The sequence below is a fragment of the Aeromonas sp. 55A genome (assembly GCF_051919665.1).
Taxonomy (GTDB): domain Bacteria; phylum Pseudomonadota; class Gammaproteobacteria; order Enterobacterales; family Aeromonadaceae; genus Aeromonas; species Aeromonas veronii.
Genome location: NZ_JBQBEH010000008.1, coordinates 520,267 through 543,414 on the forward strand (window position 1 = coordinate 520,267; position 23,148 = coordinate 543,414).

The 23,148-nt window shown below is 57.8% G+C and carries 17 protein-coding genes, 6 tRNA genes, 2 riboswitches and 1 other annotated feature; of the genes, 6 read left to right on the plus strand and 17 right to left on the minus strand.

Annotated features, from left to right (window positions below):
- Positions 1–58: 58 nt before the first annotated feature.
- The 6 genes from ACTG2G_RS06290 to ACTG2G_RS06315 form a co-directional block, all read right to left on the minus strand.
- On the minus strand, positions 59–1,006 hold the full coding sequence (locus ACTG2G_RS06290; protein ID WP_266134143.1) for a YbgA family protein: 948 nt from the start codon (positions 1,004–1,006) through the stop codon (positions 59–61).
- Between the two features lie 180 nt (positions 1,007–1,186).
- Complete coding sequence (locus tag ACTG2G_RS06295) at positions 1,187–1,834, minus strand: autotransporter (protein WP_421386923.1); 648 nt, start codon at positions 1,832–1,834, stop codon at positions 1,187–1,189.
- A 189-nt stretch (positions 1,835–2,023) separates the two neighbouring features.
- The gene (locus tag ACTG2G_RS06300) at positions 2,024–2,596 is read right to left on the minus strand and encodes a DUF3157 family protein (protein ID WP_118854234.1); all 573 of its coding nucleotides are present in this window, start codon (positions 2,594–2,596) and stop codon (positions 2,024–2,026) included.
- 106 nt (positions 2,597–2,702) lie between these two features.
- A complete protein-coding gene (locus ACTG2G_RS06305) occupies positions 2,703–3,539 on the minus strand; it encodes a hypothetical protein (RefSeq protein ID WP_439985293.1) in 837 nt (278 codons plus the stop codon).
- 79 nt (positions 3,540–3,618) lie between these two features.
- Positions 3,619–3,897, minus strand: coding sequence for a DUF6482 family protein (locus tag ACTG2G_RS06310; RefSeq protein ID WP_421386922.1), 279 nt, complete (start codon positions 3,895–3,897; stop codon positions 3,619–3,621).
- Between the two features lie 18 nt (positions 3,898–3,915).
- On the minus strand, positions 3,916–4,527 hold the full coding sequence (locus ACTG2G_RS06315; RefSeq protein WP_227274350.1) for an HAD family hydrolase: 612 nt from the start codon (positions 4,525–4,527) through the stop codon (positions 3,916–3,918).
- 170 nt (positions 4,528–4,697) lie between these two features.
- Positions 4,698–4,819, plus strand: a sequence feature (Phe leader region).
- Between the two features lie 38 nt (positions 4,820–4,857).
- Here ACTG2G_RS06315 and pheA point away from each other — a divergent pair.
- Positions 4,858–6,030 carry a prephenate dehydratase gene (gene pheA, locus ACTG2G_RS06320; protein WP_421386921.1) on the plus strand — a complete coding sequence of 391 codons (1,173 nt, stop codon included), beginning with the start codon at positions 4,858–4,860 and terminating at the stop codon, positions 6,028–6,030.
- A 73-nt stretch (positions 6,031–6,103) separates the two neighbouring features.
- Here pheA and ACTG2G_RS06325 read toward each other — a convergent pair whose 3' ends face one another.
- Together ACTG2G_RS06325 and ACTG2G_RS06330 are read right to left on the minus strand one after the other, a co-directional pair.
- Entirely contained in the window at positions 6,104–6,529 is a 426-nt protein-coding gene (locus ACTG2G_RS06325; RefSeq protein ID WP_005338717.1) for an LPP20 family lipoprotein, read from the minus strand.
- Between the two features lie 10 nt (positions 6,530–6,539).
- Positions 6,540–7,160: a FlgO family outer membrane protein gene (locus ACTG2G_RS06330; RefSeq protein ID WP_421386920.1), complete on the minus strand. Its 621-nt coding sequence runs from the start codon at positions 7,158–7,160 to the stop codon at positions 6,540–6,542.
- A gap of 218 nt (positions 7,161–7,378) precedes the next feature.
- Between ACTG2G_RS06330 and ACTG2G_RS06335 the strand changes: the two genes are divergently transcribed.
- The gene (locus ACTG2G_RS06335; RefSeq protein WP_421386919.1) at positions 7,379–8,533 is read left to right on the plus strand and encodes a flagellar assembly protein FlgT; all 1,155 of its coding nucleotides are present in this window, start codon (positions 7,379–7,381) and stop codon (positions 8,531–8,533) included.
- Between the two features lie 76 nt (positions 8,534–8,609).
- On the opposite strand, the gene ACTG2G_RS06340 is transcribed toward ACTG2G_RS06335, so the two are convergent.
- Entirely contained in the window at positions 8,610–9,554 is a 945-nt protein-coding gene (locus ACTG2G_RS06340) for a chemotaxis protein CheV (RefSeq protein ID WP_216951924.1), read from the minus strand.
- 139 nt (positions 9,555–9,693) lie between these two features.
- Positions 9,694–12,723, minus strand: a complete 3,030-nt coding sequence (locus ACTG2G_RS06345; protein ID WP_429204772.1) for a glycosyl hydrolase family 18 protein — start codon at positions 12,721–12,723, stop codon at positions 9,694–9,696.
- Positions 12,724–12,838: 115 nt separating this feature from the next.
- A riboswitch (cyclic di-GMP riboswitch) is annotated at positions 12,839–12,921 on the minus strand.
- Between the two features lie 292 nt (positions 12,922–13,213).
- On the opposite strand from ACTG2G_RS06345, the gene ACTG2G_RS06350 reads away from it, so the two are divergent.
- Complete coding sequence (locus ACTG2G_RS06350; RefSeq protein WP_421386915.1) at positions 13,214–15,397, plus strand: ExeM/NucH family extracellular endonuclease; 2,184 nt, start codon at positions 13,214–13,216, stop codon at positions 15,395–15,397.
- Positions 15,398–15,562: 165 nt separating this feature from the next.
- Here ACTG2G_RS06350 and ACTG2G_RS06355 read toward each other — a convergent pair.
- From ACTG2G_RS06355 to ACTG2G_RS06380, 6 genes are all read right to left on the minus strand, one after another.
- Positions 15,563–16,782, minus strand: a protein-coding gene (locus tag ACTG2G_RS06355; protein ID WP_439985294.1) for an IS3 family transposase whose coding sequence is annotated in 2 segments (ribosomal slippage) — positions 15,563–16,434 and positions 16,434–16,782 — 1,221 coding nt in all. Because the reading frame shifts where the segments join, the coding sequence is not laid out codon by codon here.
- 113 nt (positions 16,783–16,895) lie between these two features.
- Positions 16,896–16,971, minus strand: a tRNA-Ala gene (locus tag ACTG2G_RS06360).
- A gap of 34 nt (positions 16,972–17,005) precedes the next feature.
- Positions 17,006–17,081: transfer RNA gene (locus ACTG2G_RS06365), tRNA-Ala, on the minus strand.
- Between the two features lie 48 nt (positions 17,082–17,129).
- Positions 17,130–17,205: transfer RNA gene (locus tag ACTG2G_RS06370), tRNA-Ala, on the minus strand.
- Between the two features lie 65 nt (positions 17,206–17,270).
- Positions 17,271–17,346: transfer RNA gene (locus tag ACTG2G_RS06375), tRNA-Ala, on the minus strand.
- Positions 17,347–17,374: 28 nt separating this feature from the next.
- Positions 17,375–17,450, minus strand: a tRNA-Ala gene (locus tag ACTG2G_RS06380).
- A gap of 45 nt (positions 17,451–17,495) precedes the next feature.
- Here ACTG2G_RS06380 and ACTG2G_RS06385 point away from each other — a divergent pair.
- Positions 17,496–17,711 (plus strand): hypothetical protein, encoded by a 216-nt coding sequence (locus ACTG2G_RS06385; protein ID WP_421387202.1) that lies wholly within the window; start codon positions 17,496–17,498, stop codon positions 17,709–17,711.
- 996 nt (positions 17,712–18,707) lie between these two features.
- Here ACTG2G_RS06385 and ACTG2G_RS06390 read toward each other — a convergent pair.
- Positions 18,708–21,305: a glycosyl hydrolase family 18 protein gene (locus ACTG2G_RS06390; protein ID WP_439985295.1), complete on the minus strand. Its 2,598-nt coding sequence runs from the start codon at positions 21,303–21,305 to the stop codon at positions 18,708–18,710.
- A 98-nt stretch (positions 21,306–21,403) separates the two neighbouring features.
- A riboswitch (cyclic di-GMP riboswitch) is annotated at positions 21,404–21,491 on the minus strand.
- Positions 21,492–21,947: 456 nt separating this feature from the next.
- Here ACTG2G_RS06390 and ACTG2G_RS06395 point away from each other — a divergent pair.
- Together ACTG2G_RS06395 and ACTG2G_RS06400 are read left to right on the plus strand one after the other, a co-directional pair.
- Positions 21,948–22,024: transfer RNA gene (locus ACTG2G_RS06395), tRNA-Arg, on the plus strand.
- Positions 22,025–22,231: 207 nt separating this feature from the next.
- Entirely contained in the window at positions 22,232–23,116 is an 885-nt protein-coding gene (locus ACTG2G_RS06400) for a DMT family transporter (RefSeq protein ID WP_421387205.1), read from the plus strand.
- Positions 23,117–23,148: the final 32 nt, after the last annotated feature.

Sequence of the window (23,148 nt, forward strand, 5' to 3'; positions counted from 1 at the left end):
ATCAAACAGAGGTGTAAAGCGCCCGGTGCAAATCATGCACCGGGGCAACAGAACGGATTCAGAGTCCGTAACGCAATTTGAGCGTATCGGGGTGCGGATTGAGATAAACCTGCTCGGCGAGATAGGGATTGGGGTACTCGCGCAGGTAGTGGCGGATCAGGGTGAGCGGCACCAGCAAGGGGAAGATGCCGGTGCGGTACTTGTCGATGGTATCGGCAAGCTCCTGCTTCTGGGCCGGGGTCAGCACCCGCTTGAAGTAGCCCTGCAGGTGCATCAGCACATTGGTGTGGCTGCGACGGTTGGCCCGCAGGGTCAGCGCGGTCATCAATCCCTTAATGTAGTTGTCAGCCACCTCCTGCAAATTGGTGGACTTGCCCAGATTGCCGAGCAGCTTGCCGAGCGCCCGGTAGTGGGTGGTTGCGTGGGAGAGCACCAGATACTTGTAGCGGGAGTGGAAGCGGATCAGCGCAGAGGCGGTGATACCGCGGGCACAGAGTTGCTGCCAGTCGTGGTAGGCGAAGACCCGCAGCACAAAGTTCTCCCGCAGGATGGGATCACAGAGCCGACCATCCTCTTCCACCGGCAGCAGGGGGTTGGCCTCCATCAACGCCTTGGCAAAGAGGCCGATCCCCTCCTTGGCGCTCCCCTCGTTGTTGGCGCCATAGACCTTGACCCGCTCCATACCGCAGCTGGGTGATTTGGCACAAAGGATATAACCGGAGATAAAGTCGAGCTGGCGTGCCTTCTGCTCGCTGAAGGCAATCAGCTTTTGGGTGACATCGAAACTACCGTTGCTCGCCTCGGCACGGATCTCGCCGTTGCGCTTGACCAGCCGGATGGCGGCACGGGGCGCCCCCAGACCAATGGCCATCTCGGGGCAGACGGGGTGATAGTCAAAGTGAGCGCCAAGATCCCGTTCGCAGAAGCTGGAGCGCTTGTGGCCCCCGTCGAAACGCACCTCTTGTCCCAGCAGGCAAGCACTGATACCGACTTTAATCTTGTACATGATGGCACTCCTTGTATAAGTCTTGATTCAGTTATAGCAGTTATACAAAAAAATGGAAGTTGTATAACTATTGCCGACTGATACGACACAAGGAGAAAAAAGAGATCACCGGAAAACGAAAAAACCCATGGCGAACGCCATGGGTAAAAATCAAGACACTACGGACTACTGGAAGGAGGATCAGAAGCTGTACTTCACACCCAGGCTGGAGATGGAGCCTTTCTGCAGATCCCAGCTGCGATAGGTGTAGTCGGCAGTCAGCGCCCAGTTCTGGTTGAGCTTGTAAGCACCGCCTACCTTGAAGTCATGCATATCGTCGGTCATGTTGGCGTAACGGTAAGCCGTGGAAAGCTCGATGTCGCCGATGTCGTAGCGCAGACCCACTTCACCGTACATGCTGCCACTGCTCTTGCGGCTCACCAGATCCCAGCCCTTGACGTCATACGCCTGCTCGCGCTCCATGGTGTAACCCATCAGACCGGTTTCACCGTAGAGGTTCAAGCCGGTGCTAAGCGGGGTGAAAACACCGATACCCAGGCTGCCGATACCCATGCTGTCATTGCCGTGCTGGGCAGAGGAGCCCTCGGAGAGCAGACGACCGTAGAAGTTGTTGGAGAACGATTTGGAGAGATCCAGCGTCACACCGCCAAAATCGCGAGTGCCCTGATTGCTGGCATCACGTGGGAACAGCGGGTTGTTGTTCAGATAGTCGGATTTGGTGTGCGCCCAGGTGGCGGAACCCTTGGCGTAGCTGAAGGCATCCTGCGCCATGACGGAAGTAGAGGCAAACCCGGCCAGAACCAGAAGAGAGACAGTTGCTTTTTTCATGATGATAACTCCATGTGATTGGGCCCGTTGCTAGCGAGCTGGTATGGAGTCATTGTGCGATCAGGTTCCCGGCTTGCCGAGCTGCAAGCTGTTGCAAAACCATGTCAGATGTAAGCAGATATTGCAGGGGGTGTCAGCGGCAACAAGTTGCCGGCCCAAGCGGTTTGCATGGGCCGGAACAACGCCAAATCAGCGGAAGACCACCTCGTCAATTTCGACCCGCACCAGCGGCTGACCAGTCAATCCGGCAGGACGGGGGATCTCGAGGGCCAGTGACGGACGGGCTTGCCCCTTGCGCAGATAGGTTTCCGGCAGGCGATTCTCGGCAACCCAGAAGCGGGCCTCCTGACGGCTCAGCTGCACCCCGTCAGCACTGAACAGGGTCACCATGCCACGCACCCCGACCACATTGCGGGTACCGGTATTGCTCACCATAAAGGTCAGCACCAGCGGGTCAGATCCCTCGATCTTGTCCAGCTTGACCACCACACCGTCACGCGCCATCTGGGCAAGCAGTTCCGGATTGGCCTTGGCCTGATCGGTCAGCACCGGAGCAGCGACGGCCACCACGGCCCCAGCCTTCCCATCAGCAGCCACGCCCTGCACGGGCTCGGCCGGTTTGACCACCAGATACTCCCAGGTGAAGTCGTCGTTGAGCTGAACCTGCCGACCATCGGGCAGCGTCACCTGAGAAAGAGGGGCAGCCTGCGCCAATACGGGGGAGAGGCACAGGGCAATCAGCAGACGGGAGAAGGGTTTCATAGGGCGAAGCTCGGTAACGGGTGAAAAGGCGACAGTATAAACAGTCCCGTCGCCCCTTGCCTATGACAGCACTCACGTTCTGACCCCCGCATCGCTTGCCCGCAGGCTAGATGGCGAGATCGTGCCGCTCTTTCTGTGCCATATCTAGGGTCACCAGATCGAACTTGCTCCCCTTGAGGGCAGACAAAATATCCGATTGCATATCAAAGGCCTGCGCACGCTGATGCTCGGGCAGACGCACCCGGGCCAGGGTGGTGGAACAGTCGCACAGGGTATGGAAAAAGACTTGTGCCTCGTCCAGCCCCATGTCGGCCAGCATCTGCTCGGCCTGATCCACCATTCGCAGATAACGCTGCTCAAGCTGCCGTGGATTGGTGAAGCGATTGCTGAGGCAACCGTTGCTCCCCTTGCCCCAACGACCGAGCTGACGCTTGTTGAAGCCGTAACGATAATCGCGGCGCATCAATCCGTTGTCGGCAAAAAACCAGATGGAGTTGGCAGGCAGAGACCCGAACTGGGCAAGATAATCATCACGCTCCTCCACCGCTGCCGGAACCAGCAACGACAGATGAGCCCATTCCGGACGAGTCTGCACATACTCACCAATGCGACGAACCGGGTCGATCAGCCCTTCAATATTTGGCAGGCGATCGCAAAAGACGATCTCGTCACTCTTGATGACCCAGTGATCGATGCCATAACGCTGGCAATAACGGCGGGCTCGGGCCACTTCACTGCGACTGCGGGTCGGATTATCGAGGGTAATTGCGTGGATTTTCACACCGGCAGCGCGGCACAGCTCGATGCTGTAGCAGGATTCCAACCGTCCCGAAAAAGAGACAACCAGCTCGTCAAAACTTGCCAGTCGCTCAATCAGCAGCTGTTCCCTGGCTTGAAAAGAGTGATCATATCCCTGATTCAGTACAACTACATTGGCACCCATTAAACAGCTCCGGATGATGAACAGGTGCAGTATTGTGCGGCAAACAAACTGAATAGACCCTTAAAGAGTCTGGTTAAAATTAAAACTTGATGATTATTTCCTGTGATTCTGCTGCTAAATCTTCATTTTGGGCGTCATAAATTCGTAATCTTGCTTGGTGAACCCGATGGGCTCGCAAGAAACCCTGCGCCTGATCCAGCGAGGTGAAGGTCAGGAGCCCTCCCTCGCTGTCGGTCAGGCAGAGGCACTCCCCTTCTGCCTCAACACAGAGCTGATAACCGCTGCCATCCTTGCAGGCGATGATCAGGGTCGCCTCGGGATAGTGACTGAGCCAATTGCGAAACCGGCCATGCTCCATAGTGCTCCTAGAGGGGCATCACCCCCTGCCGGTGGCGGGCAAACAGCCCAGCTCACCCAGTTGCTGGCGGCAACTCGCCGCGTCGGTAAAGACGATCCCCCTGATACCGAGGGCCTCGGCGGCCGCGATGTTGGCGGGACTGTCATCGATGAAGATGCACTCTGCCGGTTTCAGATCGAACGACACCAGCAGATAGCGGTAAATATCCGGCTCCGGCTTCATCATCCGCACCCGCGCCGACACCACCTTGCCGCTGAAGAAGCGCCAGAAATCCTGATGCTGCTCCAGCCAGTCGATGCTGGCATGACCCATGTTGGAGAGGGCATACAGGGTGTGCCCCGCCCCGTGCAGCTCGGCTATCAGGGTTAGCATAGCGGGATCTGGCAGCAGGGAAGCGGGAACTGCCTGTAAAATAGCCAGATTCTCCGCCGTCGAGAGGCCAGTGCGCGCTTGCGCTTCCCGGGCCATGGTGTGGAGCGACATGGTGCCTCTGTCTACCTCCAGCCAATCCGGGTGGTTAAAGAGCTGCTCGGCCAACTGTTCGGCCCCTTGCGGACCACGCACGGAACGCACTATGCCTACCGGATCCCAGCTCACCACCACCCGTCCCAGATCGAAAATAATCGCCATCGTCTTTACCTCCCCCACTGGGTTTCAGTCATAAAAACAGAGTCAATAGAACATCATTCATACGCCATTTTCTTAACCGGATACCCTGCCCCCATCCCCGCCCGCGGGCAAGTTTTACTTGCATCAGACCGGCAAATCCCTTAATGGTTATGACGTTACTTCAAGGACACACCTATGCACGCACCATTCTTCTTTGCTTTCTCGTTTATCCGGCCCGCTTGAGGGAAGGCCTGTCGTCGTGTGAACAGAAAGCAAAGACGAATCGAGCCTCCCCTAGCGGAGGCTTTTTTTTGCATTAATATCAATCGATTACTTGGATAGGGAACAATCATGGCAACGCTCGACGAGATCAGACAAGACATCACCCGGTTGGATCAGGAGCTGCTTGCCCTGCTGGCGAAACGCAAAACCCTCAGCATCGAGGTCGCCCGTGCCAAGCAAGCCAACCCGCGCCCCATTCGTGACCACCAGCGGGAGCAGGAGCTGCTGGTCGCCCTGATCCAGAAAGGGCGCGTGCTGGGGTTGGATGCCCAGTACATCACCCGCATCTATCACACCATCATCGAAGACTCTGTGCTCTCCCAGCAGGCCTATCTTCAGAGCCTGCTCAACCCGGAGCAGCAGGAGCCGATGACCAGCGTCGCCTATCTGGGACCGCGCGGTTCCTATTCAAGCCTGGCCGCCCGCAAATATCTGGCGCGCTACAAGGATCAGGTGATCGAAGTAAACTGCCAGAACTTCCGTGAAGTACTGGATGCGGTGGAGTCAGGCCGCGCCGCCTTCGGTGTGCTACCCATCGAGAACACCAGCTCGGGCTCCATCAACGAAGTCTATGACGTGATGCAGCATACCAGCCTCTCCATCGTTGGTGAGCTCACCTACCCCATCGAGCACTGCATTCTCACCGCCGTGCCGACCGAGTTAAGCCGCATCAAGACCTTCTATGCCCACCCGCAGGTGTTTCAGCAGTGCTCCCACTATCTGAGCAAGCTGGAAGGAGCTCGTCACGAGATCTGCGACTCCTCCTCCAGCGCCATGATGAAGGTCAAAGAGCTGGCGAGCTCAGAGGCGGCAGCCATCGGCAGCGCGGCCGGCGGCGAGCTGTATGGGCTGGACGTGCTGGCCGAGCAGCTGGCCAACCAGAAGGAGAACTACAGCCGCTTCATCGTGGTGGCGCGCAAGCCCATCGACGTGGCACCGCAGATCCCGGCCAAGACCACCCTCATCATGTCCACCTCCCAGAAACCGGGCTCGCTGGTGGAAGCGCTGCTGGTACTGCGCAACCACGAGATAAACATGACCAAACTGGAGTCCCGTCCGGTGCAGGGCAACCCGTGGGAAGAGATGTTCTACCTGGATGTCTCCGCCAACCTGCAGACCCCGGCGATGCAGGCAGCACTGGTGGAGCTGACCAAGATCACTCGCTATATCAAGGTGCTTGGCTGCTACCCGAGCGAGGATGTGAAACCCACCGCAGTGCCGCCGGTGCTGATGGGGAGCTAACCAGTCCACAACGACAAAAGGCGAGCACCCTGCTCGCCTTTTTTTGATGCCTGTTTTCAGGTCAGGCAATAACTCAGAACTGACCGGCCATCAGCTGATTGATGTTGTAGAGGGCGCGGGTATCGAGCTCCATCTCGGTGGCATAGGTGTTGCCGCGTGGATAAGAGGCCACCACCCGGGCACCGCGCACCACGCCTGCTACCGACACATCGAGTGAATTGGAGGTCTGGGTCAGGTCACGATAGCTGCTCTGACCGCGCACCTGCTGACCATTGAGCTGCTCGGCCAGCTCGCGATAAGCATCCATCTTGGAGGCGCGAATGGCTTGCAACATTTTCTCAGACTGGGAAGGGCCGGGCTGGATGTCGATCACCGCATACCCCACCGCCTTGAGCACCGGAAAATCATCGGGCTTGCCACCCTGGGTGTAATCCACGACCCGGTTACCACTGCAACCGGTGAGCAAGAGTGCCAACAGGCAACCAAACAGGATCTTCATGACTCGCTCCTCACGGGGTCAGATTGACCAGATGACCGCCCGGCCGCGCCTGGCTGTCACGCATCAGATAACCGCGATTGATCGATGCCCGACCAAACGAATTGTTGGCACCGAACAGATATTTTTGCGGGATCAGGCTCTGAGCCGTGGTCTCCACCATTTTGGTACGCATGTCGATGATGCGTGCGTTGACCAGAATCCCCTTGCTGTTGCGGCTGAAGGTGCCGACCAGAATGCGGGAGATGGGCAGGCGGGAAGAGAGCTCCTTGTAGTTGCGGCTCAAAACAAAGTCACCCTGTGGCGTCACCTTGATGCTACCGGTCAGCTTGAAGTCCACCACCACCTCGCCGCGGCGGTTGAGCTCGTAGATAAAGCTCTCCTCAATCTGCTGCCCCATCCAGTTGGTATCCTGCAGGGTATCGAGATCGACGAATGAGGCTACCGCGATGGGCTCGGTCAGGGTGGTCAGCGATTTGCGCTCCATCAGCTGATCGGTCATACGCGCCACCAGCCAGTTGAGCTCCATCCCCTGCGCCGCCTGGCGGGGGTCACCCTGATCCCGATTGATAGGGTCGGAGCCGCACCCGGTCAATGCCAGGGCGATCGCCAACGCCGTGATGAGTTTGTTCATGGATACCTTTCCTGTATCTGCACCTGACTTATTATCGGACGCGCCGGACAAACCTTGAGCCGGGAATGAGGCATGATTCTTGCTGAAAGCTTCGCTGTTGAGCCAATCTCTGGCGGATGGTCAGAAAAACGTCATCGAACAACTGGTGTGATCCATGTCGGCCCGCCATGTCCTCTTCAAGAGAAGGGGCTACGAGTCGCCTAATCAAGGTATCTGTTATGAAATTACCGCTGCTGTTGACCCTGCTGCTGGCCAGCCTGAGCGCCCGCGCCGAGCTTATCGAAGCGCAGGGCAGCGCCGCCATTCTGGGGGGCGATGAGGTCTATGCCCGCGAGCAGGCGACCCGCGACGCCCTGCGTCAGGCGCTGCTGGCTAGCGGCGCGGCCGTTTCCAGCGTCCAGCGTCTGGAAAATGGCAGCCTGCGATCCGAGCAGATCCAGATCCGCTCCGGCGGCGACATTCGCCAGTACCGGCTCAAGCGGGAAGAGGTGCGCAACGGTCGCATGTATATCACGCTAGTGGCCGACATTCAGGCCGAGCGCCAGATCTGCCAGACCCAGCACTTCGCCAAGGATTTGACATTGGTCAGGCTACGCCTGCGCTACCCCGATCAGGCCAGCTATGGCGCCATGGACGACATGCCGGAAAATCTCTCGCGCCGGCTGTTCGAAACCCTCGCCAACGCACCGCAAGGGGTCGCGGTGCGCCAGTGGCTGGATGAAAACCTGCGCATTGATCCGCTCCACCTGCAACAGGGAGATCGCAGCGCCCTCGAAGAGATCAAGGCGCTTAGCCTGCGCACCGACAGCCAGTATCTGGTACTCGGCAGCATCGATGATCTCTCCATCGAGCCACAGGGCAACCAGCTGACCAGCTGGTATGAGGATCCGGTGCGCAACTTTCGCATGCAGCTCTACCTGTTCGACGGTATCAACGGCAGTCTGATCAACCGCAAGGTCTACGAAGGACGTGCCACCTGGACCTTTGGCAAGCGGGAACAGGTGGGCAGCAGCAGCGGCCAGTTCTGGCAGTCGAGCTATGGCCAAGAGGTCAACTACCAGTTGCAGCAGGCGGCTCAGGATCTGGTGGCCCAGCTTACCTGCGCCCCGGTCACCGCCCGGGTGGTCGGCCAGAACGAACGCGGTCCCTACATCAATCTGGGACGGCGCAACGGCGTCAAACTTGGCGACCAGTTCCGCATCCAGCACAACGCCGACTTCATCGACCCCTACGGCAAGTCGCGCATGATGCGCAATCCGGCCGACGGTCTGTTCGAGGTGGTGCAGGTATTCGACGATGGCGCCATCATCAGCAGCCAGAACAAATATACGCCGTTTAACATCCAGAATGGGGATTTGGCTGTATTGGAATAGGTGCCAGAGAGTTACCGGCGCTTACGGCATCTCCCGAGTTTCCCGTTGTTATGGTTCACCAGTGGATTGGTATCGGTCAGTTTCCCAACACCTGACGCAACCTCTCCTGCGCAACGCCCACCAGCAGGTCGGGCTGGAACTTGGAGATAAAGCGATCACAACCCACCTTCTTGACCATGGCTTCGTTGAAGTTGCCGCTCAGGGAGGTATTGAGGGTAATAAAGAGATCGGACATGCGCGGATCACTGCGCACCTCGTGGGTCAGCCGGTAGCCGTCCATCTCAGGCATCTCGGCATCGGTGATCATCAGCAGGATCTCGTTGGTCACCTTCTTGCCAGCATCGCACCACCCCTTGAGCAGGGTCAGCGCCTGCAAGCCATCCTGACACTCGATAACCTCGAGTCCCAGCTGGCCAAGAGTCTCACGCACCTGGGTGCGGGCGGTGCTGGAATCATCGACGATCAGCACCTTGCGGCCGTGCATCTCGGGCAGGATCTCCCGATCCAGCACCTCTTCAGAGATCCGGATGTCATAGGTGATGATCTCCGCCAGCACCTTCTCCACATCGATGATCTCGACGATCTGATCCACTCCATCTTCGGGAATGCGGGTGATGGCGGTGAGGTAGTTGGCGCGCCCGGCGGAGCGTGGCGGCGGCAGTATGTCCTTCCAGGTCATGTTGACGATATTGGCCACCTGCCCCACCAGAAAGCCCTGAATGGTGCGGTTGTACTCGGTGATGATGAGGTTGGATTCACTGTCGATGGGCATGGGACGCATGCCGATGGCGCTGCGCAGGTTGATCACCGGGATCGAGGTACCGCGGATATTGGCCACCCCGCTGATATTGTGATGAGAGCCCGGCATCTTGCTCAGATGGGGCAACTTGACCACTTCCCGTACCTTGAAGACGTTGATGGCGAACATCTGACGGGTGCCGAGACGAAACATCAACAACTCGAGTCGGTTTTCACCCACCAGTTGAGTTCGTTGATCAACGGAATCCAATATACTCGCCATACGCTGATATCCATCTGATTATTAATCGACTCTATTATAGAGGCTGCCCGCCAGGAAAGGCAGGCGCATTTTCAACCAGAGCGACCAACCAGACAAAAAAAGTGAGGCCGAAGCCTCACTTATCTCATTGATTTTAAAATCAATAGCTACAGACAGACTTCCAGCTGCCATCGGTTGCCTTGGGCTCGCTGCTGGTCCACCAGTTCGCCTGCCACACTACCTTGTTATGGGTGATGCGATCGCCGCCATTGGCATGATCCCCCTGCGGCCAGCTCGGATAGGCCTTGTAGGCCGCCGGATTGACGTTCTGGCTGCTGCAGCTGGTACCCGGATTCTCGCCGCCACCCGAGCCCAGCACGGCCTCCGGCAGGGTCGGGAACTCGGCCTTGAGACCAATGGTCTGGCTGCCACTGATGATGCGCATACCGCTCGGCACGCCAGCGGCGGGCAGGTAGTAAGTCATGGCGACTTCAATCTCGGCCCCCGGCGCCAGAGTCTGCCAACCCGGCAGGTTCATGGCGACCTTGTGGAAGTCCTTCTCATTGGCAATGCCTTCCGAATTGTCGTTGCCACCGCTCTCCACCACTTTCAGGCCCATGCCACTCTGATCCGTGATGGTGTCAGAGGTGGAAGTGGGCACCAGAAACTCGATGCGCGCGCCGCCCGGAATAGTCTGGGTCGACTTGTTGACCAGCTTGAGTTTCGGGTTGATCGGGTAGTTGGAGTCCCCTTCCTTGAAGCCGGAGAGGCTGACCTGGATGTCGAGCTGGGCACTCGGCGCGGCCAGATCATTCTGCTTGGTGTTGTAAGGGGTTGCCTTGGCAAACTTCTCATAAGCCAGGGTGGTCAGGGTACTGCCCATGCCGTACTCGTTCTTGGCCGGATCGAAGGCGTAGTCACCCGCCATCTCCCAGAACATCACGCCACCCAGACCACGCTTGATGATGTAGTCGAGCTTGTGGCCCATGGACTCTTCATCTTCGGTTGAGAGGAACACCTTCTTCTCTTCATTCCACAGCCAGGGCGCGTGGGCCTTGTCATCGTAGTAACGCACATACTTGCCCTGCATCACGTGAGCCGGATTGTTGGGATCCAGACCCCAGGCAGTGCCATAACTTGGCAATGTGGTGATGCCGAGGCTGGCCGCATTCTCCAGGTTCTTGGCATGCCACATCGGCACGGCGCCACCGCCGATCTCTTTGCCGTTCTTGTCGAGATCATGCCAGATGTTGTCGATGCCGACCGCCCCGTTGCCGCACGGAATGGTGCTGCCACCTGTGCCCGGCTGGCACTCGTTCTGGCTCGGCAGGGCTGCCTTGCCACCCAGCCCATGACTGCCACCGCTCACCCCCTGCCAACCGCGGGTGTAATAGGGCACGCCAACGTTGATCTTGCCAGCCGCCAGCGCACCGCGGAAGTAGTGGGCAGACCAGGCGGCGTTGAGGTAACCGATACCGCCAAACTGGGTCTGGGTATAGACGCCCCAGTGAGAGAGCTCGGGGTCAGCATTGTTGTCGAACAGGGCCGCATTGTGACCGACAAAGTGGTTCCAGGCGCCGTGGAAGTCGTAGGTCATCAGGTTGACGTAGTCGAGGTACTGGGTGACCTGGAAGTTCTCCATCCCGCGTAGCAGATAGGCCGAGGCCGGTGAGGCGATGGTCAGCATATACTTGCGGCCATCTTCGTTACCGGCGTTGTCGAGCCGCGCCCGCAAGGTCTTCATCAGCACCTCGTAGTTGGCAAACAGCTTGGCCCGGCACTGGTTGGAGAGCGGGAAGTCGTTGGGGTTGCCCGCATCCTTCATCGAGGTGGGGTATTCGTAGTCGATATCGACCCCGTCAAAACCGTACTGGCGGATAAAGCTCACCGCCGAGTCAGCCAGGGTGTTGATACCGGTAGTATTGACCGAGCAGTCACCCTTGGTAGTGGCGGTGTAGAAGCCGCGGGTATCGGCCCAGCCGCCGACCGAGATGAGGGTCTTCACGTCCGGATACTGCTTCTTGTACTTCGACAACAGGTTGAAGTGGCCCTTGTAGGCGAATTCAGGATCCATCTCGGCACCCGGCACGCCATCCCAAGTCATCTTGGTGGCTGCATCGTCCACCTTGATGGTGTGGCTCTGCTCATCCACCGCCGCAAAGGCATAGTTGATGTGGGTGATCTTGTTCCATGGAATATCGCTCACCAGATAGGCAGGCAGGCCGTTCTTGCCGGTGCGCCAGGAGGTGAAGTAGCCGATAACCCGACGGGCATGGTCATCCCCCATGCACTCGTAACCATCCGGACGATAGATCTGGCGAATGTCACAAGAGAGGTTGCCACCGGTGGGCGGCAGCGCGGCCTCCTCGACATTGACGGTCACCGCCGCCGACTCACCGCTCAGATTGGTCTTGTCAGTAGCCACCAGCTTGAGGGCGGCACTGCCTTTGACATCCGGCGTCCAGTTCACCTGCCAGGGGGCAGTGGTATCTTCGCCCACCTTCTTGCCGTCGACATAGAGCTCGACTTTGGCCACATCGTTGTTGGCATCGGTAACGTTACCGCTCACCGCCACACTGCGACCCAGCGTCACCTTGGCGCCATTGGCCGGGCTGCTGATGCTCGCCTTGGGCGCCTCTGGCGCGACCACGGCGGCGACGTTGAAGCTGGAATCCGCCTCGCTCAGCACCTTGCCATCTTTATCCAGCGCGCGAGCTTTGAGGGTATGGGCCCCTACTCCGGCGGCGCTCCAGCTGGCACTCCAGGGCGAGGCGCTGGCCGTGGCCACCAGCTTGCCGTCGACAAGGTATTCCACTTTAACCAGCGCCGTCACCGGGCCGCTCAAGGTCACCGCCAGCGCCACACTGGTACCTTCGTTGAAGCTGGCGCCAGCAGCTGGCGAGCTGACGGCTACGCCGAGTGCAGGAGGGGGCACCTCGCCACCATAGGGCTTCCAGGCATCTGCCCAGACTACACCTACCCCCGGCTCATAGTGATAGGGGGATGCCCCGCACCAGCCTGAATAGGGAAATTCTTTGCATTCATAGAGGGCACCGACGTTGCTGACGATATCGCCAGCCTTGTAGGCAGTACCGGATTTATAGGCGGGATAAGCGGCCTGAGCCCAGGCGGGCGCAGCCGCAAGGGCGACCAGCATGGCAAGCCTGCTGGGTCTGAAGAGCTGTTGCATATTGTTATCTTCCTTGTTTTGTCTTGGCTTGGTCACCAAGGCAAAGAACAATCGCAACCTGCATGATGGGCGCAGACAACTGGCAATGGACCTGCCACAAAAACCACCCCTCACCCAGGGAAACCCCGCTATCTGGATCCACGATCGAGACCGGAAGCATTGCGCCCCCGCATCACTGCCGGTTTGCCCTTTACCTGGGTTCCGTGAGGAACGAACCCTGTATAGGAAGGCGACAAAATCCCCTCAATCTTTATTCTCAAAGAGAATTATCCCCTGCCACGAAAGCGTCATGATCACAGGGTTAAAATTGATTTAATTATCAAAAAAATCATATCGTTACTGGGATCATAAAAACGCTTTCCCGCACCTTCCCAGATTCATTTAATGTGCGTTGGCTCACTGGTACGACATGCCAGAAATGTGACAATGCGCGCCCTTGGTCAACGAGCCAAGGCTATGGAATCACTGGCAAAAATAAAAAGGAACACCTATGAAAGGTACTCGTACCCTGCTGTCGCTGGCCGTGGGGCTGGCACTTGCATCCTCAGGTGCCCATGCGGCATTTGTCTGCCCGTCCGATCCGGCTCAACTCACCCCCATCCCGACCATTCAGGGCACAGGCTCCGCCAGCGCGCTGGCCACCCAGACCGTGACCGACAAGAACGGCAATGTGACCGGTAAAATCAGCACGGGCACCTTCAACGTTCGCGGTATCGTGACAACGCTGGGCCAAAGTCTGACCAAGGGTTTCTATCTGACCGACCCGGTGGGTGATGGCAATCCGGCCACCTCTGATGGCATCTTTGTCTATCTAAACGACAAGGAGTTTGCGACCAACTATGCCGACATCAAACCGGGGGCAGAACTCTGCCTTGAAGCCAAGGTCGAGGAGTATTACGGCGGCACCCAGCTCAAACCCACCTTCGAATCCAGCAAAGCCCGCCTGCAGGTCACAGCGCAAGGACTGGCGGTGCCGACCAGCGTACTGCAGGTCAATGAAGGGGAAACGCTGGCGCAAGCGCTCAATCGCCACGAAGGGATGCGGGTACGTCTCGACAGCAGCAGTGACCTGCACCTGACCCGCAACTACGGCTTCGACTACAAGGTCTATCGCAACAACGTAGAGTTGGCCCACAAAACCCCGCTGATCAAACCGACCCAACTTCATGTTGCCAGCAGTGCGGACGCTGTCGCACTGGCTACCAAAAATGGCAGCAACCGTCTGGTAGTTGAGTCTGATTACAAAGCACCGGATGGCGTACTGCCCTGGTTCCCGAGCTGGGATGCCGATCAGGGATATCTGCGCATCGGTGATCAACTGACAGGGCTGGAGGGGGTAATCGTCTATAACAAAGATGCCTTCCGTCTGGTAGTACCGAGCGATGTCACCCTGACTGCCGGTGCTCTGCTGCGCAGCCCTGAAGAGGATCGTCAAGACGCGCCGGCTCGCCTCGCTGGCAGCGATCTGCGGATCGGCAGCTTCAACGTACTCAACTACTTCACCAGTCACTCCAGCATTGGCGGCGCACTCAATATCCTGTGCAAGGATCAGGCGGATGCCGACAACGCCAAAGGTTGCAACCGGGGTGCCAAGAGCCAGCCCGAGTTCGAGAAACAGCGCACCAAGATCGTCAATGCCATTACCGCAATGGATGCCGATCTGCTCGGCCTGATGGAGATGGAGAACAACGGCTTCGAGGATAACTCGGCCCTCCACAATCTGGTGACCCGCCTCAACGAACAGCAGAAGGATGCGAGCAAACACTACGCCTATGTGCGTCTGCCGGTCACGGCACTTACCGATGGCAAGTTCTTCGGCGGCGATGCCATCATGGTGGCGATGCTCTACCGTCCTGCCCTGCTCACCCCCAGCGGAGATGCCAGCGTCATCAAGCTGCCGGAGCAGCGCTACACCACTGGTGGTGTGGCCAAGACAGCCGGTCAGCGCGACTCGCTGCTTCAGACCTTCACCCTCGCCAAGAGCAAGGAGCCGCTGACACTGGTGGTCAACCACCTCAAATCCAAGGGGTCAGGCTGCTACGAAAATGGCGATGGCAAGACAGAACCGGCCGACCTGCAGGGCAAGTGCACCGAGTTCCGGGTCTCTGCCGCCAAGGTGCTGGGTGAGGCGGTCAGCAAACTGCCGGGCCAGGTGCTGCTGGTTGGCGACTTCAACTCCTACGCCAAGGAAGATCCGATCCGGGTGCTGACCGACTACAACCCGGCCACCAGCGAGCGGAAGATCGTATCGGCCTCCCACACCTTTATCGGTGAGCAGTCCTATGAACAGCTCGGTCGCGAAGTGACTCGCAGCTACGGCCTGATCGATCTCAACGTCAAATTCAACAAGGAGAAAGCCATCTCCTACAGCTACGACGGGGAACTGGGCACCCTGGACTACGCCCTCGCCAACCCGGCGCTGGCCAGCAAGGTGGCAGGTGTCGCCGACTGGCACATCAACTCCTTCGAAAGCTCCCTGTTCGAATACGGCAGCCAGTACACCGGCTCCCTGCTCAAGTCTGACAACCCCTTCAGTGCCTCCGACCATGATCCCATCATCGTCGACCTGAGACTGGAGAGCGATGCCACCAAACCGGACACCTCCTCAGGCGGTGGTGCACTGGGACTCGGCCTGCTGGCCCTGTTGCCGCTGGCCTGGCGACGTCGCCGTTAACCACAGGCGCATTTGAAGAGTGCAAGCAAAGCCCGCGACTCTCGCGGGCTTTTTCATTCAGGTCATTGGATTTACAAATGAAAGGCGCAGAGGTATGGAGAAAATAAATGATGGAGTGTCTAGTCCTGAAATAGGTTTACACATTTTCAACTAGCATTTCTCTACTCAGAACCCCCTATGCACCGCATCGGGGGTTCTGTATTTCAACGCATGATGCGGCCGCTCTGCGTTGTAAATATCCACCGCTTCACGCACCATTTCCCGCGCTTGCGTCAAATCCTGCGGGCTTTGCAGCAATAACTCTCCTTTCAAAATCCCGTTCACCCGCTCCGCCAACGCATTCTGATAACAGTCATACCCATCCGTCATCGAGCATTTCACCCCGTACCGTTCATGCAATGACTGATACAGTCCCGAGCAATACTGCACGCCGCGGTCAGAGTGATGGATGAGTTCACCGTCGCCACGCCGTTGCTTCAGTGCTTTCCTGAACGCCATCGCCACCGACTCGGCATGCATTCCTTCGTGTACGTGGTGGCCTACTATCTTGCGTGAGTACGCATCCGTCACCAGGCTCAGGTACAGCGGCCCGCTCCTGGCTGGCAGATAGGTGATATCAGCGACCCAGACCTGCTCCGGGGCCACCGGTGTGACCTGCCCTGGCCCCGCCTTGAGCAAGTTGGGATGACGGTAGAAACGGTGAAAACTGTGGGTGGTCTTGTGATACGCCCGCTTAGGCTGCACTAGCAGGCTGTGCTCGGCCAATATCTGAAACAGCCTGTCCCGCCCGACCTTGAGCCCGCCATCATCCTGACCCTGGAGCAGATAATGCAGCTTGCGAGTGCCCACCCGAAGTTGTCGCAGTCGAACCTGACGCACAAAATGCACCACCTGCAATCCCTGTGCATGGCGCTCGTCGGCGACCCGATTGCGCTTGTAGTAAGCCTGCCGGCTTATCCCCAGAAACAGGCAAGCCCTGACGATGGTCAGCTTCTCGACTTGCCGCTGCGAGAGGACTTGCCGGGTCGCTTTTTTACGATGGAGACGCCGTAGTCATTCTTCAGTACATCGACGACGGCCTCAAAGAACCGGGCCTTCTGGCTCATCAGCGCCAGCTGCTGCTCGAGTTCCTTGATGCGCTGTTCGGGCGTCTGGTTGTCGGGGTCAGGCATGGTGATGCTCCTACCGGCGCGTACAGAAGCCCCCAGGCTCCAATCTTGCCGACCATGTTTACGCAACCATACCAGAACGGTGGAGCGGCCCTGAATGCCATAACGCACCTGAGCCTGTTTGTAGGTGAGCTCGCCTTTTTCAATCTGCTCGACCAGTGACAGTTTAAAAGTCAGCGAGTAATCGCGCTGTGTCCGTTTCACACCTTGTCCCATCGGGTTCTCCATTTATTGGGGGGGAAAGGTGTAAACCATATTCAGGACGGGACAGGAGAAAACAAAAAGGCCACCGCGATGCGGTGGCCTTTTTGTTTCTTGTAACAAGAATTTGGTGGAGCTACGCGGGATCGAACCGCGGACCTCTTGCATGCCATGCAAGCGCTCTCCCAGCTGAGCTATAACCCCGATTTTTGTGAATGACCGGCAGTCACTCTGAATTTGGTGGAGCTACGCGGGATCGAACCGCGGACCTCTTGCATGCCATGCAAGCGCTCTCCCAGCTGAGCTATAACCCCAAATTCGGTACTGAATGAATGGTTCTGGCGGCCATTCATCCTAAATAATGGTGGAGCTACGCGGGATCGAACCGCGGACCTCTTGCATGCCATGCAAGCGCTCTCCCAGCTGAGCTATAACCCCACAAAGGTCGGCCTGGGTGATACACACCACACTGCCCTGGGTATTCACTACAACAATCAGGAATCTGGTGGAGCTACGCGGGATCGAACCGCGGACCTCTTGCATGCCATGCAAGCGCTCTCCCAGCTGAGCTATAACCCCTTTGATTCCAGATTGTTCGAGGAGAATTTGGTGGAGCTACGCGGGATCGAACCGCGGACCTCTTGCATGCCATGCAAGCGCTCTCCCAGCTGAGCTATAACCCCAACTCACCTCGGCGCTGACGAAGTTATCTCCGGCAACGGAGGCGCATGATAGGCATCACCCGCTTTGCTGTCAACCCTAAAATAACCGCGATTGATTCGTTTAGTCAAAATTGCAGCAGTTCGCTGTTTTTACCAGCAAGGCGCGTGCTATCTCTCTGTTTTATGTCACAAATCGGCTCAAGCACCCATAAAGGAGAGGCCGTGCAGCAAGCCTCTTTCCCCGTGCAACGCCCCCGCTCTCAGGCATCTTTTGCTGGCTGATCATCAGCTTCTTCCCCGTCACCTCGGGAAAGCCTTTCCATAAAGGGCATTACATTTGAAAACCCTTTCCATGATTTTTGTAAATTTACAACACAGAAAGTTGATCTGGCTCACAAATGACCATAGGATCAAACCGTGACCCAGGTCACACACCATAACCATAAATGACAGAGCGATGAGGTAAACCATGTTTGAGAATCTGGCAGTCCTGTTCCACCTGCGCGGTGCAACTACCAAGAACGGCGTTGTAGAGAAAGATGCCTATGCCCCCTCCACCCGTGAATACTACTTCCGCTACGGCAAGTAATTGCTGAAAGCCTTTCACGGAAAATGTAATAAAAAAACAACACACATCATCACACAGCCCTTTCGAGGCGCTGTCCTGTCCGGGCCAGATGTTCCACGGCCAAACCTGAACTCCACCAAACAAGAATGGGGCCCGCAGGCCCCATCTTTTATTGCATCGGTTCATTGCAGGATCTCGGCCTGATCCAGGTATGACACCATGAAATCCCCTTGCCGGGAGCGCTGGCTTGGATAACACCAGCATCCGGGAAGCTGGCTATGATGCTTGCCATCCTTGTTCAACAGCCAAATGCCGTCGATTAGGTACTGCATGAAGGGACAGCATGACGACGGACAGAGATTTAAAAAGAGCAAGCGAAGTTGAGCAAGCCCTCATCCTGGCGATACCGACCCGCTGGCCTGTCTCGCCAACAGCGGGATGCTCGCCTCTTGGGCAACCTGAAAATATTCGGCCGCAGACTTTCCAGCAGTGTAATTACAACAGCGGAAAGGTTACCACGAATCAGGTTCACACCTTATCAGAGAGCAGTGCAGCCATCACTTGGGGAGAGCCTTCATGCCGGCACCACAAGTCGGCCTGACCGGATACAAGACAGAGCAGAAAAAGAGGGATTGGCAGAGCAACCAATGTTCAGCGCCGCGGGTTGCAAAAGCGGGGCATGACCAGCATGCCCCGCCACAACTCAAGCCTTATTTACAGCTGGCGGCCCCCACATCCTGCCAGACGTCGTGTTTGCCGGGCTCGTTGCCCTTGGTCCAGTATTGCGCTTTCCATTGACGGCCATTATGGGTGGTGATCTCGCCACCGTTGTAAGCTACATTGGCATCCCAACCCAGTTGCACCTTGCTCACCAGCAACCACTGATCCGCGGTACGGCTCGGCTCGTTGCCCTGAGTCCAATACTTGGCCTGCCACACCAGCTGGTTGTGACTCACCTTGTCACCGCCGTTGTAGACCTTGCTCGCCTGCCAGGCAGGCCAGTTGGCCGCATCCGGATCGGTGGCCGAGCAACCGCCACCACCGCTGACCGGCTTGACCGTCAGACGGGTTGCCGCGCTGGCATCCAGCGCGCCGTCGGAGACGGTGAGGCTAAGGTCATAGGCGGTGTCGCTGGTGACGCTCGGGCCGGTGACCACCAGGGTGGCACTGTTCTGACCGCTGGCGGTGAGGCCGGCCGGTACCGTCCACTGATAGGTGAGCGGATCACCGTTCGGGTCAGACGCGGTCGCCTTGAGGGTCACCTGCTTGCCAGACTCCACGGAAGCGGTAGCCGGCAGGCTCACCAGTGGCGGCAGGTTGGGCTGCGGCGCCTTGTTGGTGACCACCACCTGATCCTTGGCACTCAACTGCTGGTCATCGGTCACTGTCAGCTCGAACACCAGATTGATGTCGGTGGACACGGCATCGAGTACAACGCGGGCCTTGGCCTGAGTGGCATCAAACAGGGTGGCCTGCGGGCCGGATACCTGCTTCCAGCTATAGGTGAGGGCGCCATTTTCCGGGTCGTGGGACGCGGAACCATTCAGCGTCACCTCGGTCGGGCCAGTGACACTCAGATCGCTGCCCGCGTTGGCCACCGGCGGCTTGTTAGCTGGCGGAGTGGTTCCCTCGCCGTGACCCAACCCCTCGTGCATGGCATTGAGGATGTCGCCGTTGTCGGCATCAATCTCCCAGGAGAAGAGGCCGCCCAGCTTGTTGGCTAGCACATACTGCCCCTTGGCCTTGACCGAGCGGTCGTTGTCATAGGTGATGAGATTGCCGGTCGAAGCCTTGAACAGATAGGGAGCCTCGGCCACCTCGTCGTAGCTCTTCTCCCAGCCAGCTCCCATCCGGTTGTTGACGATGTCGCGGTAATCGACCACGCCATCTTCCCAGGTGCCTTTCACCTTGCCGGTCGCCTTGCCGGTGAAGGGGTTGTTGCCCTGATAGCCGCTCACGCCAGTCCAGCCACGGCCATACATGGCGGCACCGACCACCAGCTTGCCGGGGTCAACCCCTTGCGCCAGCATCAGGTTGACTGCCTTGTCAGTGGTGTACTTGGTATCGGGATCCCAGCTCGCCGCGTAGAGGTTAGTCTGGTGACCCAACTCGGTGTTGCTCCAGGCGCCGTTGTAGTCGTAGGTCATCATAAAGATGTGGCTCATGTACTGCTGGGCCGCGCGGTAATCGACATCTTCAATCTTGTCGTAACCGGCGCCAACAGCGGAGGTGAGCTCATACTTGCGACCAGTCTGCGACTCCAGCTCGTCGAGCATGGCGCGCAGCTCCTTCATCAGGGCCACGTAGGTGGCACCATCACTCGGGCTACCCAGCTTCGGGTTGGCACCCTGTCCGCCCGGATACTCCCAGTCAATGTCCACGCCATCGAAGAATTTCCAGGTCTGCAGGAACTCTTTGACCGAGGCGACGAAGGTATCGCGCTTGGTTTTGTCACCGAGGAAGTAGAAGGGGTCGGAAAGGGTCCAGCCGCCGACGGAGGGGAGGATCTTGAGGTCAGGGTAAGCCTGTTTGAGCGCCATCAGGGCACCGAAGTTACCCTTGTAAGGCTCGTCATAGGCAGTCAGGCCACTTTGCGGCATCTGAACGGCGGCCCAAGGATCGTGGATCGCAACCTTGAAGTCGGCACGACCGGCACACGCACGTTGCAACGCCTGGAAGCTCCCTTCGATCTCCTTGAGGCTATCGTTGAGGCCATCCCCGCCACAGATGGGGGTGAAACCATAGAGGATATGGGTCAGGTTCTGGGCCGGGATCTTGTCCACTGTGAACTTGCGACCATAGACGCCCCACTCCACGTAGTAGGTACCGACCACCTTGCCGGACTTGTTGGCGTAGGGCTTGTTGTTCTCCTGCAACGCAGCCTTTAGCGGCGCCAGGTGGCTGCCATCGGTATCGGCGACCACGATCTCCTTGGCATCAGAGAGAGTACAGCCATCGGCGTTGCACAGCGCCACCTGCATCTGGTAGCGCCCCCCTTTCTTCACCTTGAATTTGGCGCTGCCCGCCGCGGTGGAGGAGCCGGACCACACCTCCTGACCATTTAGCAGTACCTTGGCACTCTGGCCCAGGTCACCGCTCCAGAGGTTCCAGTTCACCTCCACATCGGCGGCATCCTTTACCCTGACCAGATTGTTGTAGGAGGTTGCCGCCTGATCGACTTCAACGATGGAAAACTTGGTGGGGCCCCATCCGATGGAGGGTTTGCCCGGAGCGGCCGCATAAACGCCGGATGAGGCAAGCAGGGAACCGACCATCATGGCCAGCAATGTGGGTTTTGGACTTAGCATATTGTTTTCCTTTACGTTATGGACAAACGAAAGGGCGACACAACACGACAGACAGCACAAACATGACTACCCCTTGGCAAAGGCAGTCAACATAACACTGTGGTGGCCCCGCTATCCCAGATCAACAGCGCCTTTAGACCGGAGGCTTTGCGTCCCGACTTTTCAATCGGTTTGCCCTTGTCACAACTTTATTTTCGGCGATAACTAATCGCGAATTAACTCTATGGCAATTTATATAACTACGCAAACAAGACCATTCCAAACCCGCTACTGACCGTACCTGACGCTGAGCCATGGCCTCATGATTCATCTTTAAAACACAAGGGAGCATTGGCCATTATTAATAGCTAACCAACTGATTAAGCTAAAAATTTCACTAAAACAAAATAAAGCGACAAAAGCTCAACACCTGTGGCACAACACAACAAGAGGTAGCCATACCTCACGGCAACAAGTGAATTAAAAGTCAATTTATTGCATACCAGTTTCTTCCTCCCCCCACCCCTTCTTATTCAGACACCACAAACTTGTTTATCTGACCCCCAGAGCACAAACGCACAATCCGGCCAGAATGTAAGCAACTGGATAGAGAGACATACGCAGTTGTTTATTTTTATTGGCATTTTTATATAATGCCCGCACGTCCCAGTGGCACAGCTGGATAGCGCGCGCCCCTCCTAAGGGCGAGGTCGCAGGTTCGAATCCTGCCTGGGACGCCACCCATCATCCCCTTTTCGCATTCACTCATCTCTTTGGCGATTAGTTCGACGTCCAGCAGCACTCTGCTTGCACCATCAAAATTCTCACCAAGTCACAAGTAATTGTATTCACGCGGCATTCGGCATCTCTCCTCTCTCTGATAGACTGCTTTTTTTGGCTGAGCCCTGCGGCAAAGCCAGCAGCTTCATCTTGCAAAGGAGTGTTGGATGTCCGGATGTTCCTGGTGGGATAGATCCACCGGTTTTGCACTGCTGACCATTGTGCTGTGGGCCTCGCTGGCGGCGCTGACGTCACGAGTCACCAGCGTGTCACCACTGGTGCTGGTCGGGCTGGTGCTGTTTTTCTGCGGGGTCGGGGCCTTGCCGTTCTGGCGCCAGTGGCGTGCTCGTCCGATTACCTGGCTGGTGACGGTTACGGCATTGCTGCTCTACCATCTGCTGCTCTTTATGAGCTTTCGCCATGCCCCGGTGCTGGAAGCAAACCTCATCAACTACCTCTGGCCGCTCTGCATCATTCTGTTCACCCCACTGTTGTTGCCCGGCCATCCACTCCATGCCCGTCACCTGCTGGCTGGCGCCTTTGGTCTGGCAGGCTCCATGCTGGTGATGGTCGATGGCGAGCTGCAACTGCAGCAGGCCTATCTGCTGGGATACCTGCTGGCACTGGGCGCGGCAGTCGTCTGGGGAGCCTATTCGGTGCTGTCACGCCGTCTGCCACCGGCACCTGCCGTGGTCACTGCGGCAGCCTGCCTGCCCGCGGGTTTGCTGGCGCTGCTGCTTGCCCGTCTGCTGGAGGGGCCCCTGCCGCTCGCGCAGATCCCCACCAGTGACTGGTGTCTCATCATCGGGCTGGCGCTGGGCCCTATGGGGGCGGCCTTTGTGACCTGGTATCTGGCACTGCGAGACGGCGATCCACGCCGGATCGGTGCCCTTGCCTACCTGACACCTCTGCTGAGCACCTTGCTGCTGGTGTTGCTCAATGGAGAAACGCTGACCTCGCGCCATCTGCTGGCCGGTGCACTTATCATGGGAGGCGCCCTGCTCGGTATGCTTGGCCAACGCAACAGCGCTCAGGTATCCCCAGCCAGTTAAGCCGGCAAGATAGGGCTACCTGACCATGCTGT